This is a genomic window from Microcystis sp. BLCC-F210, assembly GCF_042134685.1.
GTDB lineage: Bacteria > Cyanobacteriota > Cyanobacteriia > Cyanobacteriales > Microcystaceae > Microcystis > Microcystis aeruginosa_D.
On the sequence record NZ_CP169647.1, the window covers coordinates 2,192,127 to 2,207,050 of the forward strand.

A 14,924-nucleotide genomic window follows, 5' to 3' on the forward strand; every position below is an offset into this window, starting at 1 on the left:
CTATTATTGCCTCTTTTCAGGGGGGCAAAAGGACTTTTTTCTTGGATTATTGGTCACTGTTGACTGGTAACTGCTCGGGAATATTGAGAAGGGGCAAGCGATCGCCGCGAAACAATTCTTCACTTTCCTGGCCCAATTCAATTAACCAATAATTGAGGGAACGCAAGACCAGATAGGAAAGAAGAAAGGGACTGATCGCTAGACTAAGCCAAAGCTCGATCGGTTGAGTTTTCATGGCAATTGTTAGGTTAAAGGACGGCGTTTGATGCGACGAATCGGAAAATTAGCAATCAGGGCTGTAGTTCGTTGGTCACTTTCTAAAAGTAACTCGGTTTCCTCGGTGTCGATATCAAGATAACGACTGACCACTTCTAAGATTTCTTGACGCATCATATCGAGAATTTCGGGACTAAGATCGGCGCGATCATGGGCCAGAATAAGTTTTAAGCGTTTTTTAGCTTGGTCGCCACTTTTGCCCGAACCGCGCCATGCTAGAAGTTTATCGATCAGGTCATTCATAGTAGGTTATGGGGTTGAGATGAGACAGTTTAAGGCCCAAACAAGCGACGACGCAGACGAGCAAGAAAACCTTCTTGACCGGCCATTAAATCTAGAAACGGCACATCGCGACCCTGTAAACGTTGGGCAATGTTTCTAAAGGCCATAGAGGGGAGAGAAGTCTTCTCCTCTAATACTAATGGTTCCCCTTTATTAGTGGAAATAATAATTCTTTGATCGTCGGGAATAATCCCCAACAGGGGAATTACCAATAAGTCGAGAATGTCCTCGACGCTGATCATCTGATTCAGTTGGATCATTTCTGGCCGCAGCCGGTTGACAATCAGACGAATACCTTTAATATCCTCGCTTTCTAGTAATCCTACCACGCGATCGGCATCTCTCACCGCCGACATTTCTGGGGTAGTAACTATGATCGCTTCCTGGGCGGCGGCGATCGCATTGCGGAAACCCATTTCAATTCCTGCCGGGCAATCAATCAATACATAGTCATAACTTTTTGACAATTGGGCGACTAAATCCTTCATTTGATCGGCAGTAATTGCCTCTTTGGTGCGGTTTTGTGCCGCCGGTAATAAAACCAGATTTTCCTGTCTTTTATCCTTAACTAAAGCTTTATCAAGACTACAATCTCCCGCCACCACATCGAGGGCAGTATAAACGATACGCTGTTCTAATCCTAACAATAAATCGAGATTTCTTAGTCCGAAATCGGCATCAACAAGGGCGACTCGACAGCCTAATTGAGATAAAGCTGAACCTAAGTTCGCCGTTACGGTCGTTTTACCGACTCCTCCCTTTCCCGATGTCACCACAATTACACGAGCCATAATTTATATCAGTTATCAGTTATCAGTTATCAGTTATCAGCTATCAGTTATCAGCTATCAGTTATCAGTTATCAGCTATCAGTTTTATAGAGGTTTTCGTTTCAACGCAGTTAATCGCTATTTTTACCAGTCACTGAATCACTGTTTACTGATCACTGTTTACTGGTCACTGTTTACTGTTTACTGATCACTGTTTACTGGTCACTGATCACCTTTTTTCGACCCACCCCACTTTATCTTTAAAGGTGTAGGTTCTGGAAAAATTATAAGCCCCAATGATGCGAATTCCTCCTTCGCTGATACAGGCGATTTCTGGTTCTATGCGATCGCTATCTAAAGCCGGGGCCCGTGCCACTAATTCCGCGATCCTCAGTTGAGTTAAATCGATTCGCAGGGCCATGATTAGCGCCGCTCGATCGCATCGGAATCCCGCATGGGCTACACCGCGTAAACTCCCCCAAACTAATATATCGCCATCAGCGACGATCGATCCACCAGGATTGACATCGCCCATGATTATAACTGTACCGGGGTGACGGATTTCTACACCCGATCGCAGGGTAGTTTTTAAGTATAAAGGTTCAGCGAGGAGGGATGGCAGCGGTTGCTCGTCCCCGAAAACCCCTGGATTTGATCGCATTTGTTCGACATTGTAACCCATAGTTGCCGCTGCCACTGCGGTTTGTCTTCTTTGGGTTTGGATGGTATGTAGGGGTAATTCGGCGCTGTCTAAAATTGTGGCGATCGCTTGTAGTTGCCGCGTATCCATCAGGCGATCGCTTGCCTGTAAGTGTACAGGTGTTCTAGCTGGGCAGTTTTGACCGCTATTACGGAGATAATATTTCAATCCTGTCAAGATATCTGTCCAATCCTGACTTGTCTCCCCGGCACCGGTTTTGGGTAAAATTAGCACCAATTTCTCGCCCTCACTTTTTAGGTGAATTTGGGCGTATCTTTCCATAACCGAGGCTGATGGCTCAATTTTTTCGGTTTCTAGGTCGATTTCTTGATTTATTTCGGTTTTAGTTTCATCCATAAAGATAATTTTTCACTTAAAAAAGACAAAGCGCAAAATAGCGATCAGCAAACCGACGGAAGCGGTAATCAGTGAACCGCCTAAAATGGTTATTAATGCCCAAATTTGATTTTTTTGACTGCCCTCGACTATTTTAAGGCGATTATCCATCCCTTCGACTCTTTCGGTTAATTTTGCCTGTCCTATCTCTAGGGATTTAACATCTTGCTTGATTTCCTTGATATCAGCTTTAATTTCGCCAATATCAGCTTTAATTTCGACGATACTATTCTCGATCGCCGTGAAACGAGTCTCGATCGCCGTGAAACGAGTTTCGATCGCCGTGAAACGAGTCTCGATCGCTTTTTGTCCGTTGATAATTAAGTCTTCTAGCCTTTGCAAGTCCGTATCGGCAACAGTTTTCATAAAAATTAACTGGCTATCAGTAAAGATGTTTCTTTAATTATGAACCTTGAGCAGCCGGCAGCAGTGGGAATTAGGAATTATAAATTAGGAATTACGGCTGATGCGAGATAGAGAGGTTTGTAAAATCAAAGGGAGGCATCACGATAAAGGTAATCACTCCAAAGCATGAGGCCTCCCATGAATAGGATAGATGTTCCCACCCTCTTGACTATTATTTATGTCCTGGTGGATGACTGGTATCAAGAACAGGGATATCGCTTGACTCCCATGCTGCCTGGACCTGAGCCTAGTTTCAGTGATAACGTTAGCATGAGATCGATGATCGCACTAAGATGATATGATAGTAGTGCATTTTCCTAATTATTGATGATTAAGACTTTTGCATCTAAGGAGACAGAGCAGGTATTCAAACGTAAATTTTCACGAAAATTACCTCAAGATATTCAACGAAATGCTCGGAGAAAGCTAGAAGTTTTAGACGCGGCCGAAACTTTACAGGATTTATACATTCCTCCATCTAATCGGTTGGAAAAACTCTCAGGAGATAGAAAAAATCAGCATAGTATCCGAATTAACGATCAGTGGCGGATCTGTTTTATTTGGAAAAATGGCAACGCCTACAATGTAGAAATAGTCGATTATCATTAATTGTTACTCAATAATCATGACTGAGAAAAAATTATTAGCCCCCATTCATCCTGGTGAGATTCTGTTAGAAGAATTTCTCAAACCGATGGAAATTAGCCAAGAACGTTTGGCAGAAGATCTTAATGTACCAATAGAGCAAATCAAGGAAATTATCGAGGAAAAGCGAGGAATTACTGCTGATATTGCCTTAAGGCTTTCCCGTTATTTTGGTATGTCTGAAAGGTTCTGGATGAATCTTCAAACAAGGTATGATATTGAAGTAGAAAAAGATAGGCTCAGAGAACGTTTAGAGAAGGAAGTAAAAGTCTATGCTGCTTCACAAGCATTGTAGCATAACCGAAGAAATAGGGGAAGAATAATAATTTTAACCCCCCGTAGGGTGGATTAGCGCAGCGTAATCCACCATTACATCAATTATTGAATAACCATAGATTAGGTGCGTTACACTTCGCGCTTCGCACTCTACAAGAGCGGCGATCGCACTATACAAACCAAGGAGTATAATATCATTTTTCAAAAGTAATGACAGACTTAGTTGATCATTTCAAAGCGCAATCCCTCTCGGAGAAAGGAATTGCACTTTCAGATGTTAGTCACGACTATTGAAAATTGGTATAAAGCAATTTTTGTTTTATGGCTAGGCCATCCTCGCAAACAAGGGGATAAAAATGATTGTTACAAAGTTTTCACAAAAATAGTTCAGCGAGGTGATTTTCCCAGTTCTCTTGACGCTTTAATCCTTGATAGCCAAGAAGATTAGCTAGTGATAAGGTGGTTGAAAAAGCGATCGTAACTGAGATTCTAGGTTTGTAACTTGAGATTCTAGGTTTGTAACTTGAGATTCTAGGTTTGTAACTTTTGTTTCCAGATTTGTTACTCTTTCTTTCAAATCTCCAATTTTTAGTGATTGAAAAAACACCATTGCACAAAGGAGGACAATTATGGCGAGGGCGACTAAAAAGTACAGATTGTTGCGTGCAGAGGTTTTGTTCGCACGTCCATAGGAAGACTTGATAACTTGGTAGTCAACTTTATCTTCAGGATCACTATAGTTTGGTGGTTTTTCAGACATATTTAATTCCGTTTCCCTAATAAATTAACGATTAAAGGTTTGAGATCATCTGTCTTTTTTGCACATACTGTAAAAACTGAAGAATCTTCTGAGAAGTCTTCTATCTTCAACTCAGAACAAGCTCTAGAAATATTTTTAATCATTATCTCAAATTTATGCTTGGCATATTCTTTACCATTGCGAAAATTATTTAATGTAATGTATCCATCGTTAATTAGATTGTCAATTAGATCTAGCTTATTAATTAAAAATATGACGCTTTTCAGGTTGCTGCTATATAAACTTGCAAAAAGCAGTTCTAAAGAGGCTTCATTAATGTAATCATGGTGTTCTTGGACTCTTGCTTCTATTTTTCCTATAATATCTCCCTGTTTCAACCATTCAAATAAAGCTTCATCGCTAAGCAGCTTACCCTTTTCGTCGGTTTTTCTAGGAACAAGATCTACAATGAGTAAAACTGCGTTAATTACTCGGCTACCTTCAGAGCCAAAGAAATCTGGCGAAGCCTGAATTATTACCTGACTAGGATTTTGTCCTTTATAGTCTGCTATCGCCACATCGGCAAAGTTCCTTAAACCTAACTGAACTTTGAATTCATAATAATCAAAAACTTCAGTCGATCTCCTATCTCTATTCGGATTAATAAGTGTGAAGGCAGTTTCTATAAAGGTGGACTTACCACTGCCAGGGCGACCAAAAATGCAAATTCGGTAAATTGATTTTTTAATAAATAAATTGCTGATAAAGGAATCTAATTCGTCTCGGATGGGCTTAAATAAATATCCTCCAACAGGCACAAGGACAAATACTACCAAGGCTATAACACCTTCAGAGGTTGCTCCCAATGTAGCAAATATCCAACATATAACGAGAACTGTAAAAAATAAGAACAGAATAATGACAACTATACCCTTGCTGCTCATCCCACTTCTCAACTCCCTCAACACCGAACTATACTTTGCACGGCTACAACTTGCATTTTTTACTCAAGGACAATAACACTTAACAAGTAAACGGAATGCACTGCCTCAACCGAGTGATGAAGCAGCCCAACTATTAATTATACCGCTTACTGCGGTTTAGCACCCTCCTCTGTCTTACTATCCCACCTCCATCGGTCTAACACCCCCTTAATCATACCTAATACCGCACCGTGCGGTTTAATCACCTCAATTTGGGCATAATTACCGCAGCGGGTGGTCTAGTATTCCCTTCAAGTGGATTTTACCGCATTTGCTGATGACAGAAGAAGCACAATCCCCTCGACTGTTAGAACGAGTTCGAGAAGTCATGCGACTCAAGCACTTTAGCTTGAAGACGGAAAAATTGCATTCGAGATTTTAACATATTGAACAACAAACGTCACCTATTGTCAAGTCTGAGAACGACAATTGTGCTACAAGAGCAGTGATCGCTTATATTTTAGGTTTAAATCTAATTTTAAAGTTGATTCCATTCATCAATATTTATCTGACGAGCAATAAGTAGTAGTGCAAAATTAATTTCCTAGTAAAGATAGGCAAAAGGCAAGAGGCAAAAGGCAAGAGGGGGTTAGATATGTGTAATTAATTTTGCTTAGGTACTTAATAGTTTCAACCTCCCGAATCATCATTCTCAATTGAGGTACAGAATACTCAGAATTAGAGGGAATAGTCAGACGATGCTGTTGGTAAACCATAAATTCATGTCTTGTACCTGATTGGAGCTTCTCAAAACCTAATTTACGCAGTTTTTTAATAAAATCTCTCCTTTTACACGGGATCAAGCGACTCACAAACGTACTCCTGATTAAGATCTATCCCGGCAATTACAGGTAAAGTATGACCTAATTTTAATCCTACTAAAATCCAATCTTCTAGGGTCGATCGCAACTCAGATTGACATTCTGATAAGCTATCTCCAAAAGCGATTACACCTTGACAGTCTGGTATTCTCCCAACATAGCTACCATCTTCTAACTGTTCAATTTCCGAAGTGGCGATCGCTGTTCCTATATAATCACTTAAAGAATAACGCACTAACATATCGATTTCGCTCCGTTCCGCTACCGTCTTAACTGTACAGAATAATTGGGTTAGCTGCAACCTTGGCAATGTAGCCGAGAGGGAGGGGAGGTTTTGTGAATGAATTTGGGCGGGTATTGGGCGGTTACATAGTCCATAACATCATAAATGGTGATGCGTGTTCCGGCGATCGTCAGTCCGCGCTCTGTACGAATGATTGCTGCTTGTGTATTTGTTGTCATAGTCATACCCTAAGCCTCCTAGAAACTAACTTCATGTTACTCCAAAACACTGTTGGGCAGTTTGGTGATGAGTTTCGGAACGGACAAAAAAAGCGATTAAAGCAGAAGTATCAACAATATTTTCTTGATTCACAATCAAATTAACATATTGCATAATCTGTATATTTTCTAACATCAGAATCGTGAAATCCTAAAACCATCTGTTTTTTAGGGATTCCCGCTTTTTCTAATTCGTAAGCAATGCCATCTTCTGTGCCATCTCTTTGAGTCCATATTTTATCATCAATAATTTCAACATGGATTAAGCATCCATGAATTCGTTTATTTTTCTGCCACCCTAAAGAAAGGATAATATAACGATTGTTTGTATCATCAAATATTGCTTCATTTTTGATGTCCCCATAAGCATAATCAATGTTGATATATTCGGAAAGGACATCTTTGATAATTTGACGGTATTTTTCGATTAATCTATCCATCGATCTATCTCCTGGGTGTTTTGATCAAAAATCAACAACCTGAGTTTGATAAATCTCATCGCCACGTCGAGCAAACTCTTCTTGATTGTAGCGGGGTTGTCGCACTGTCATAGATTTGACCTCTTTGTCATCGATCGCCTTTCCATTTTAACTTGAGCGATCGCGTCCACGGTTACAGCCTAAAGCGCGATCGCACTTTAAGGAATTCATGGATCATGGTGCGTTCCCCAAAATCTATCTGTGGAGTGGGAAAAGTTGCATTAAGGAACGCACCCTACGGCTGATCTTAATACCGCACTGTGCGGTCTAATCACCTCAATTAGGGAATAATAACCGCAGAGGGTGGTCTAGTATTCCCTAAGAGTGGATCTTACCGCATTTGCTGATGACAGAAGAAGCACAATCCCCTCGACTGTTAGAACAAGTCCGAGAAGTCATGCGTCTCAAGCACCTCAGCTTGAAGACGGAAAAATTGCATTCGAGATTTGGCTCTTCGGTTTGTGTTATGCAATGAATGGAGGTTATAAGAGATGGAACCCTTATATAGAAAGACATTTGGCGATTTTTGTCAATTGTTTTTGCTCTAGAGCGAACTAATCAATTAAGTCTCTTGCCAGATAAGGATTTAGTCAATTTATGCCCCCCTATCGAACCATACCCAGTAACGAAGAACCTGAAAACTCACATCTGCTCACTGCTCACTGATAACTGATAACTGATAACTGATAACTGATTGCCTCCTATTGACACAAACGTTGATAAACTGTGGCTAAAGCTTGGACATCACCGACGTTACCCGGGAAAAGAACCACGGGTAAATTAGGAAAGAGGGGATGATCGGCTTCTGTACGGACCATGGAGACACCGGGGAGAATCTGACCGAGTAAACGGGCCGAACGCAGGCTTAAACCCGTACTTAAGACATCATTGGAGGTAATTCCGCCTTTACTGATTAAAAAACTGATGTCACTGGGTAAACCCTTAACAATGTCCATTAACAGGGTGGAGACGGCAACCCCAAAATCAAGGCGTTTCTGCACAGAAGCAAAGGTTAACTCTTGCCGACTGGTATAGATCACGGGAGTTTGTTTATTTTTGTGAATAAGCTTGACTTTTTCCAGAGCTTGTGCTAGGAGTTGATCTCGTTGATCGGGACGATCGCGCAATGCCGTCACATCGATTTCGACTCCGACGGTGTTGGGTTGTTGAAGCAGTTCATCTAATTGTTGGCTAGTTTTTTTGACGTGGGAACCGACGATAATTGCCCCGGCTTCCCTGGTGGGCTTATACTTACCCATAGATTCGGGTGCGATCGGTTGAGTTCCTAAATTAGCCAAAGAAGTTAAAATACTGGCGGCACTACGAAATAAAAATTTTTTTCCCTCCCCTGCGGCGGTTAAAATATCTTCAGCAAAGCGATCGAGATCCGCTTGAGTTTCCCCATCTACCACCCCACATTGATTATTTTTGAGCTTTTGCAGTCGTTCTAAACTACCTTGACGGATATCTGTCAGTAAAAATCTCTCTACATCATCTGCTTTAATTTTACCTTTCGTTTTCTCCTCCACATAATCCGGCAGATAACTATAGTGGTAGGCAAAAACCGAATCCCGAGCAAATTCCGTCTCGTGGACGGGAGTGGGAACACCATCGATGATTAAATAGTGAATACTATCGCGAGTGATTCTACCCCCCTCAAAAAAGGCTGGAATCAGGAAATGTGCATCAAAACCGCCCAATTCTTCGGCAATAACATCAGTTTCGATCGGATAATGCCCGCGCAGGGTAGAATCGGAACGACTAACCACCAAAAAATCCTCGATTCCCTCTTTAGTTAAGGCAGTTTTCAGGTTATGACAGACTTCTCGCGTGACAGACTCGGCTTTTTCGGGGGTTAAAGCGCGAGTATTGGTCAAAACAAAGAAAATTGGCGCATTATCTGCCAATCCCAAGCGGAGAGTATCTTCATCCCACCCCATCAATAACAGACAACTATGGACTGTTTGGGAACCTGTCGGGTCATCATCTAAGACTATAATTTTAGGTCTATTATTGCTCATATATTTTTTATCAGGATGGGAGGGACGGGGCAATCAGGAGAATCTGGTTAATAGTTTATCGGGTTCTGGTTCCCCATTAAAGTCGTCCCCTCCCTAAGCAACCGCTATCAATCTTGATCACAATCTGTCCAATATAGGATAAGCTATACCATGATTCATACAGTGACGAAGTTGAGCGCGGGAGACTTCCCTTTGAATACGTTAATCCACCCCACTGCGGTTATCCATCCGTCGGCAAAACTTGATCCCAAGGTTAAAGTTGGTCCCTATGCTGTGATCGGGGCCAATGTGGAAATTGAAGCTGATACAATTATTGATGCCCATGTGGTCATTGAAGGTCCGACTAAAATTGGCAAGGGTAATCATATTTTTTCTGGGGCTGTTATTGGTAATGAACCACAGGATTTAAAGTATAAAGGTGGCGAAAGTAGCGTAGAAATTGGTGATAATAACCAAATTCGCGAGTTTGTCACGATTAATCGTGCCACGGATACGGGAGAAGTTACCCAAATTGGCAATAATAATTTATTAATGGCCTATGTTCACGTTGCCCATAATTGTATTTTGCAAGATAACATTATTATCGCTAATAGTGTCGCCTTGGCTGGTCATGTCCAGATCGAATCAAAAGCAGTTATCGGGGGGGTTTTAGGAGTACATCAATTTGTTCATATTGGCAAAATGGCCATGTTAGGAGGAATGAGTCGTATTGATCGCGATGTTCCCCCTTTTACTTTAGTGGAAGGCAATCCCTGTCGCGTGCGAACTCTTAATTTAGTCGGTTTACAAAGGGCCGGTTTTACCGATGAAGATTTAGCTTTACTGAAAAAAGCTTTTCGGATTATCTATCGTTCTAATATAAATCTTCAGGAGGCTTTAGAACAAGTTTCTCTCTTAACCGATAACCCCCATGTTCAACATCTCTGTCAATTTTTACAATCCTCTACCACAGGAGAAAAACGTCGCGGTTTAATTCCGGGAAAATAATTTCTTGATTGAGGAACAGTCTGTGAGGTGTGGGGTGTAGGGTGTAGGGTGTGGGGTGTAGGGTGTGGGGTGTAGGGTGTGGGGTTTAGGGTGTGGGGTGTAGGGTGTGGGGTGTGGGGAGAATAAATAAAAATAATCTCCTGTCTCCTGAATCCTGACTCCTGACTCCAGCAATCCTATTTCCTGAAGTCTTTTATTATCAAATAATTATCCAAATGCGTATATTTATTAGTACGGGTGAGGTATCAGGTGATTTACAGGCAGCCATGCTGATTGAATCCCTTTTTAAACTAGCTAAAATTCAGGAAATTGAGTTAGAAATTTTTGCCCTAGGTGGCGATCGCATGGAGATAGCCGGAGCAAAAATGTTGGGTAAAACCACTCGACTGGCTGCCATGGGATTAATTGAATCTATCCCCTTTATTTTGCCAACCTTACAACTACAAAAACGAGCAAAAGAGTTTTTTAGAGATCATCCCCCCGATATCATTATTTTAATTGATTATGTGGGGGCAAATGTGGCGATCGGTCAATCGGCTAAAAAAATTATTCCCCAGGTGCCAATAATTTATTATATTGCCCCACAGGTGTGGATTTGGTCAGAAGAAAATATCCCTTCAGCTAAACTCAGAGCCACAGCAGAAAAGTTATTTAATACGGAAAAATTAATCGCCGTCACTGATAAATTATTGGCAATTTTTCCTGCCGAAGCTCGTTTTTTTGAAACAAAAGGTTTACCAGTAACTTGGGTGGGACATCCTTTAGTTGATCGTATGGCTAATGCTCCCAATCGGCAAGAAATGCGGCAAAAATGGGCGATAAAACCCGAAGAAACGGTAATCGCTTTGTTACCCGCTTCCCGTCAACAGGAGTTTAAATATCTCGTGCCGACGGTGTGCGCTGCTGCCCAAAAATTACAGGAAAAAATCCCCGATATTAAGTTTTTAATTCCCGTTCCCCTAGCTTTATACGAACCAAAAATGCGAGAATTAGTGGCGGAATATGGATTAAATGCGGTGATTATGGAACGAGATCAGACTTTAGAAGCAATTGCTGCGGCCGATCTGGCTGTGGCTAAGTCTGGTACAGTTAATCTCGAAATTGCTTTATTAAATGTGCCGCAGGTGGTGGTTTACCGTTTAAGTGCAGTTACTGCTTGGATTGCCCGCAATATTATGAAGCTTTCTGTACCATTTGTCTCACCAGTAAATTTAGTTTTAATGCGAGAAATTGTTCCCGAATTATTACAAGAGGAAGCTAACCCAGAGAGAATTATGCAGGAATGTCTAGATTTATTATTAAATCAGCAACGTCGCCAAAAAATGTTAGATGAATACGCAGAAACTAAAGCCGGTTTAGGAACAGTAGGCAGTTGTGAGCGAGTGGCACAAGAGGTGTTTAATACTAAATCCAGTTATTAAAAACTGATTATGTATTACCCCTTTTGCCTTTTGCATGAGTAGAAAACGGGTTTCTCCGAGAAACCCGTTTTCTGTGCGTTACTCAACGGATTTAGTATAATTTTACAGTTCAAGTTCCAAAAAACCAGAAAAAAGCGGGGTAATTTGCCACTACCCCACCAAATATTATCAAGTAATTACGATTACTTATAAGCGTCCATCCCCTCACAGGAACAAACCAGATTTCTGTCCCCGTAGGCATTATCAACCCGTCCCACTACCGGCCAGAATTTATAATCTTTTAGCCAAGAAAGCGGATAAGCTGCCTGTTGACGGGAATAGGGACGACTCCAATCATCGGCAGTTAAAACTGCGGCTGTGTGGGGGGCATTTTTTAAGGGATTATCGTGGATATCCATGGTACCATTAGCGATCGCTTGTACCTCTTGATAGATAGTTAACAAAGCTTCACAAAAACGGTCTAATTCCCCCAAAGATTCGCTTTCCGTGGGTTCCACCATCATTGTACCCGCCACAGGCCAAGAAACCGTCGGCGCGTGGAAACCGAAATCCATCAAGCGTTTTGCCACATCTTCCACCTCGATGCCGGCCTGTTTTTTCAGGGGACGTAAATCAATAACGCACTCGTGGGCAACCGTTCCCGCGCTACCCTTAAATAAAACCGGATAGGCCGACTCCAGACGAAAAGCCAGATAATTAGCGTTTAAAATTGCCACTTCTGTCGCTTTTTTCAAGCCGGCTGCCCCCATCATAGCGATATACATCCAAGAAATCACCAAAATGCTGGCACTACCCCAAGGCGCGGCCGAAATTGCCCCAATTGAGTCCTGATGCTTACCGTTAGCGGTTTCTGGGGATAATTTCGCCAAAACTAGGGAAACATCGGGCAGAAAAGGCACTAAATGGGATTTTACTCCGATTGGTCCCATGCCAGGTCCGCCACCACCGTGGGGAATACAGAAAGTTTTATGGAGATTCAAGTGACAGACATCAGCGCCAAAATCCGCCGGACGACATAAACCCACCTGAGCATTCATATTGGCGCCATCCATATACACTTGACCACCGTATTGATGAATCAAGGCACAAATTTCGCTAATTCCCTGTTCAAAAACGCCGTGAGTGGAAGGATACGTCACCATCAAAGCCGCTAGATTATCCTGATGCTTCTGGGCCTTAGTTTTCAGGTCATCAATATCAATATTGCCCCGAGAATCGCAATTAACCGCCACTACTTTCATACCACACATAACGGCACTGGCAGGATTAGTCCCGTGAGCGGACTCAGGAATTAGGCAAATCTGACGATGACCTTGACCGCGACTTTCATGGTAGGCTCGGATCACCTGTAAACCGGCATACTCTCCCTGAGAACCGGCGTTCGGTTGTAGGGAAATGCCATCAAACCCGGTAATTTCCCCTAACCAAGTCTCTAACTGTTGAAAGAGCAGTTGATAGCCTTCTGCTTGGTCAATCGGAGCAAAAGGGTGTAATTTGCCGAATTCTGCCCAAGTTACCGGAATCATCTCCGCTACGGCATTCAGTTTCATCGTACAGGAACCGAGGGGAATCATGGAAGTATTTAAGGCTAGATCCTTTGTTTCCAGACGGTGCAGATATCTGAGTAATTCCGTTTCCGAGTGGTAACGATTGAACACCGGCTCGGTAAGATAGGCACTGGTACGGGTTAGATTAGCGGGTAATTCTAGACTAATTTTCTCGACTAATTCCGCCGTGGTAAAGGGTAATTCCTCGGTTGCGGCGAAAATTTGCCATAAATCCCATACATCCCTGAGAGTGGTGGTTTCATCGACACTAATCCCTAAATTATTCTCATCAAAATAACGCAGATTAATCTTATGAGTTTTTGCCTTCGCGAGGATGTCCTTAACTCCCGTGGATACCGTAACTTTGAGTGTGTCGAAGTGCGGTTCTTTACCCACCTGATAACCCAACTGTTTTAAGCCATTTGCCAATAAAGTGGTTAATTTCTGCACTCTTTGGGCGATTTTCTTGATTCCTTCTGGTCCGTGATAGACCGCGTACATGGAAGCAATCACCGCTAGTAACACCTGTGCGGTACAAATATTACTGGTGGCTTTATCCCGGCGGATATGTTGTTCCCTGGTTTGCAAAGCTAAACGCAGTGCGGGTTTACCCTGACTATCCTTCGATACCCCGACAATGCGCCCCGGAATACTGCGTTTATAGACATCTTTGGTGGCAAAATAGGCGGCATGGGGACCCCCATAACCCAAGGGAACCCCAAAGCGTTGACTGCTACCCACGGCAATATCAGCCCCCAATTCGCCGGGGGGAGTCAACAGGGCTAAACTGAGAATATCGGCGGCAACGGTGACTAAAGCCCCATTTTCCTGCGCTTTGGCGATAAATTCCCGATAGTCATAAATTACGCCATCGGTGGCGGGATATTGCAGTAAAGCCCCAAAAATTGGCGTTTGGAAGTCAAAGAGACGATGATCCTCGATAATAATGTCAATACCTAAAGGAATCGCTCTGGTTTTAACAACTTCAATCGTTTGGGGATGGCAACTACTAGAGATAAAGAAAGCATTGGCTTTAGTTTTACACAGTCCGTAACTCATGCTCATCGCTTCTGCGGCTGCTGTTCCTTCATCGAGGAGGGAAGCGTTAGCAATTTCCAGACCAGTTAAGCTAGTGATGAGAGTTTGGAAGTTTAAGAGAGCTTCTAAGCGTCCTTGGGCGATTTCCGCTTGATAGGGAGTATAGGCGGTGTACCAACCCGGATTTTCTAAGATGTTGCGGAGAATTACCGGCGGGGTGATACAGTCATGGTAGCCCATGCCAATAAAGGAGCGAAATACCTGATTTTTGGAGGCAATAGCTTTTAATTGGGCAAGAGCGGCGTATTCACTCAAGGCAGGTGGTAGATTAAGGCTTTTTTGTAAACGAATTCCTGATGGGACAGTTTGAGCGATTAATTCCTCAAGGGTAGCAACACCCAAAACCGCCAGCATTTTCTCGATTTCCGTCTCCGTCGGTCCAATATGACGGTTAACAAAGCTATCGGTACAGTCTAGCAGGTCTTGCAGGTCAGCAGGAGCGAATTCCTCGGTTTTCTCGGCCGTAATTGACCTATTTAGCATATTAATCTCGGTTTCAACAATTACAAAAGTGCTGCGTTTCATCGCTAGGGGTGATTTTAACGCAACTGGTAAAATTTTTGTAATATTTCAAGTC

General features: G+C 42.4%; 17 protein-coding genes and 1 pseudogene. 6 read left to right on the forward strand and 12 right to left on the reverse strand.

What is annotated here, in order from left to right; translation table 11 throughout:
* Positions 1-46 precede the first annotated feature (46 nt).
* The 5 genes from ACE3JL_RS10550 to ACE3JL_RS10570 all read right to left on the reverse strand — a co-directional run bounded on the left by ACE3JL_RS10550 (position 47) and on the right by ACE3JL_RS10570 (position 2,790).
* On the reverse strand, positions 47-235 hold the full coding sequence (locus ACE3JL_RS10550; protein ID WP_271992212.1) for a hypothetical protein: 189 nt from the start codon (positions 233-235) through the stop codon (positions 47-49).
* 8 nt (positions 236-243) lie between these two features.
* On the reverse strand, positions 244-519 hold the full coding sequence (minE, locus tag ACE3JL_RS10555; RefSeq protein WP_271992211.1) for a cell division topological specificity factor MinE: 276 nt from the start codon (positions 517-519) through the stop codon (positions 244-246).
* A gap of 29 nt (positions 520-548) precedes the next feature.
* Positions 549-1,349 (reverse strand): septum site-determining protein MinD, encoded by an 801-nt coding sequence (gene minD, locus ACE3JL_RS10560; RefSeq protein WP_271992210.1) that lies wholly within the window; start codon positions 1,347-1,349, stop codon positions 549-551.
* A gap of 208 nt (positions 1,350-1,557) precedes the next feature.
* Positions 1,558-2,385 carry a septum site-determining protein MinC gene (minC, locus tag ACE3JL_RS10565; protein ID WP_375329428.1) on the reverse strand — a complete coding sequence of 276 codons (828 nt, stop codon included), beginning with the start codon at positions 2,383-2,385 and terminating at the stop codon, positions 1,558-1,560.
* A gap of 12 nt (positions 2,386-2,397) precedes the next feature.
* Positions 2,398-2,790 carry a hypothetical protein gene (locus tag ACE3JL_RS10570; RefSeq protein ID WP_375329429.1) on the reverse strand — a complete coding sequence of 131 codons (393 nt, stop codon included), beginning with the start codon at positions 2,788-2,790 and terminating at the stop codon, positions 2,398-2,400.
* Between the two features lie 177 nt (positions 2,791-2,967).
* Between ACE3JL_RS10570 and ACE3JL_RS10575 the strand changes: the two genes are divergently transcribed.
* From ACE3JL_RS10575 to ACE3JL_RS10590, 4 genes are all read left to right on the forward strand, one after another.
* Positions 2,968-3,126: a hypothetical protein gene (locus ACE3JL_RS10575; RefSeq protein ID WP_375329430.1), complete on the forward strand. Its 159-nt coding sequence runs from the start codon at positions 2,968-2,970 to the stop codon at positions 3,124-3,126.
* Between the two features lie 30 nt (positions 3,127-3,156).
* Complete coding sequence (locus ACE3JL_RS10580; protein ID WP_002744781.1) at positions 3,157-3,438, forward strand: type II toxin-antitoxin system RelE/ParE family toxin; 282 nt, start codon at positions 3,157-3,159, stop codon at positions 3,436-3,438.
* Between the two features lie 16 nt (positions 3,439-3,454).
* The gene (locus ACE3JL_RS10585; RefSeq protein WP_002733868.1) at positions 3,455-3,769 is read left to right on the forward strand and encodes a HigA family addiction module antitoxin; all 315 of its coding nucleotides are present in this window, start codon (positions 3,455-3,457) and stop codon (positions 3,767-3,769) included.
* Positions 3,770-4,024: 255 nt separating this feature from the next.
* Positions 4,025-4,198 carry a type II toxin-antitoxin system YhaV family toxin gene (locus ACE3JL_RS10590; RefSeq protein ID WP_375329431.1) on the forward strand — a complete coding sequence of 58 codons (174 nt, stop codon included), beginning with the start codon at positions 4,025-4,027 and terminating at the stop codon, positions 4,196-4,198.
* On the opposite strand, the gene ACE3JL_RS10595 is transcribed toward ACE3JL_RS10590, so the two are convergent.
* The 6 genes and pseudogenes from ACE3JL_RS10595 to ACE3JL_RS10620 all read right to left on the reverse strand — a co-directional run bounded on the left by ACE3JL_RS10595 (position 4,199) and on the right by ACE3JL_RS10620 (position 9,294).
* Positions 4,199-4,510 carry a hypothetical protein gene (locus ACE3JL_RS10595; RefSeq protein ID WP_002793385.1) on the reverse strand — a complete coding sequence of 104 codons (312 nt, stop codon included), beginning with the start codon at positions 4,508-4,510 and terminating at the stop codon, positions 4,199-4,201.
* Between the two features lie 2 nt (positions 4,511-4,512).
* Positions 4,513-5,433: a hypothetical protein gene (locus ACE3JL_RS10600; protein WP_002793386.1), complete on the reverse strand. Its 921-nt coding sequence runs from the start codon at positions 5,431-5,433 to the stop codon at positions 4,513-4,515.
* Between the two features lie 828 nt (positions 5,434-6,261).
* Complete coding sequence (locus ACE3JL_RS10605) at positions 6,262-6,594, reverse strand: type II toxin-antitoxin system HicB family antitoxin (RefSeq protein ID WP_375329432.1); 333 nt, start codon at positions 6,592-6,594, stop codon at positions 6,262-6,264.
* A 38-nt stretch (positions 6,595-6,632) separates the two neighbouring features.
* Positions 6,633-6,761: pseudogene (locus tag ACE3JL_RS10610) on the reverse strand (DUF433 domain-containing protein); the annotation flags it as partial.
* Between the two features lie 134 nt (positions 6,762-6,895).
* On the reverse strand, positions 6,896-7,234 hold the full coding sequence (locus ACE3JL_RS10615; RefSeq protein ID WP_375329433.1) for a XisI protein: 339 nt from the start codon (positions 7,232-7,234) through the stop codon (positions 6,896-6,898).
* 740 nt (positions 7,235-7,974) lie between these two features.
* The gene (locus ACE3JL_RS10620; RefSeq protein ID WP_375329434.1) at positions 7,975-9,294 is read right to left on the reverse strand and encodes a four-carbon acid sugar kinase family protein; all 1,320 of its coding nucleotides are present in this window, start codon (positions 9,292-9,294) and stop codon (positions 7,975-7,977) included.
* A gap of 150 nt (positions 9,295-9,444) precedes the next feature.
* Here ACE3JL_RS10620 and lpxA point away from each other — a divergent pair, with 150 nt between their 5' ends.
* Positions 9,445-10,281: an acyl-ACP--UDP-N-acetylglucosamine O-acyltransferase gene (lpxA, locus tag ACE3JL_RS10625; protein WP_046660459.1), complete on the forward strand. Its 837-nt coding sequence runs from the start codon at positions 9,445-9,447 to the stop codon at positions 10,279-10,281.
* Between the two features lie 215 nt (positions 10,282-10,496).
* Positions 10,497-11,702, forward strand: coding sequence for a lipid-A-disaccharide synthase (gene lpxB / locus ACE3JL_RS10630; protein WP_375329435.1), 1,206 nt, complete (start codon positions 10,497-10,499; stop codon positions 11,700-11,702).
* Between the two features lie 182 nt (positions 11,703-11,884).
* Here lpxB and gcvP read toward each other — a convergent pair whose 3' ends face one another.
* Positions 11,885-14,872, reverse strand: coding sequence for an aminomethyl-transferring glycine dehydrogenase (gene gcvP, locus ACE3JL_RS10635; RefSeq protein ID WP_375329436.1), 2,988 nt, complete (start codon positions 14,870-14,872; stop codon positions 11,885-11,887).
* Positions 14,873-14,924 lie beyond the last annotated feature (52 nt).

Bases quoted from the DNA above. Each gene is read 5' to 3' on its own strand.
- ACE3JL_RS10600 (WP_002793386.1), bottom strand. From the start codon at position 5,433: ATGAGCAGCAAGGGTATAGTTGTCATTATTCTGTTCTTATTTTTTACA.
- ACE3JL_RS10575 (WP_375329430.1), top strand. From the start codon at position 2,968: ATGAATAGGATAGATGTTCCCACCCTCTTGACTATTATTTATGTCCTG.
- lpxB (WP_375329435.1), top strand. From the start codon at position 10,497: ATGCGTATATTTATTAGTACGGGTGAGGTATCAGGTGATTTACAGGCA.
- minE (WP_271992211.1), bottom strand. From the start codon at position 519: ATGAATGACCTGATCGATAAACTTCTAGCATGGCGCGGTTCGGGCAAA.
- ACE3JL_RS10615 (WP_375329433.1), bottom strand. From the start codon at position 7,234: ATGGATAGATTAATCGAAAAATACCGTCAAATTATCAAAGATGTCCTT.
- gcvP (WP_375329436.1), bottom strand. From the start codon at position 14,872: ATGAAACGCAGCACTTTTGTAATTGTTGAAACCGAGATTAATATGCTA.
- ACE3JL_RS10550 (WP_271992212.1), bottom strand. From the start codon at position 235: ATGAAAACTCAACCGATCGAGCTTTGGCTTAGTCTAGCGATCAGTCCC.
- ACE3JL_RS10585 (WP_002733868.1), top strand. From the start codon at position 3,455: ATGACTGAGAAAAAATTATTAGCCCCCATTCATCCTGGTGAGATTCTG.
- minC (WP_375329428.1), bottom strand. From the start codon at position 2,385: ATGGATGAAACTAAAACCGAAATAAATCAAGAAATCGACCTAGAAACC.
- ACE3JL_RS10580 (WP_002744781.1), top strand. From the start codon at position 3,157: ATGATTAAGACTTTTGCATCTAAGGAGACAGAGCAGGTATTCAAACGT.
- lpxA (WP_046660459.1), top strand. From the start codon at position 9,445: ATGATTCATACAGTGACGAAGTTGAGCGCGGGAGACTTCCCTTTGAAT.
- ACE3JL_RS10590 (WP_375329431.1), top strand. From the start codon at position 4,025: ATGTTAGTCACGACTATTGAAAATTGGTATAAAGCAATTTTTGTTTTA.
- minD (WP_271992210.1), bottom strand. From the start codon at position 1,349: ATGGCTCGTGTAATTGTGGTGACATCGGGAAAGGGAGGAGTCGGTAAA.
- ACE3JL_RS10570 (WP_375329429.1), bottom strand. From the start codon at position 2,790: ATGAAAACTGTTGCCGATACGGACTTGCAAAGGCTAGAAGACTTAATT.
- ACE3JL_RS10595 (WP_002793385.1), bottom strand. From the start codon at position 4,510: ATGTCTGAAAAACCACCAAACTATAGTGATCCTGAAGATAAAGTTGAC.
- ACE3JL_RS10620 (WP_375329434.1), bottom strand. From the start codon at position 9,294: ATGAGCAATAATAGACCTAAAATTATAGTCTTAGATGATGACCCGACA.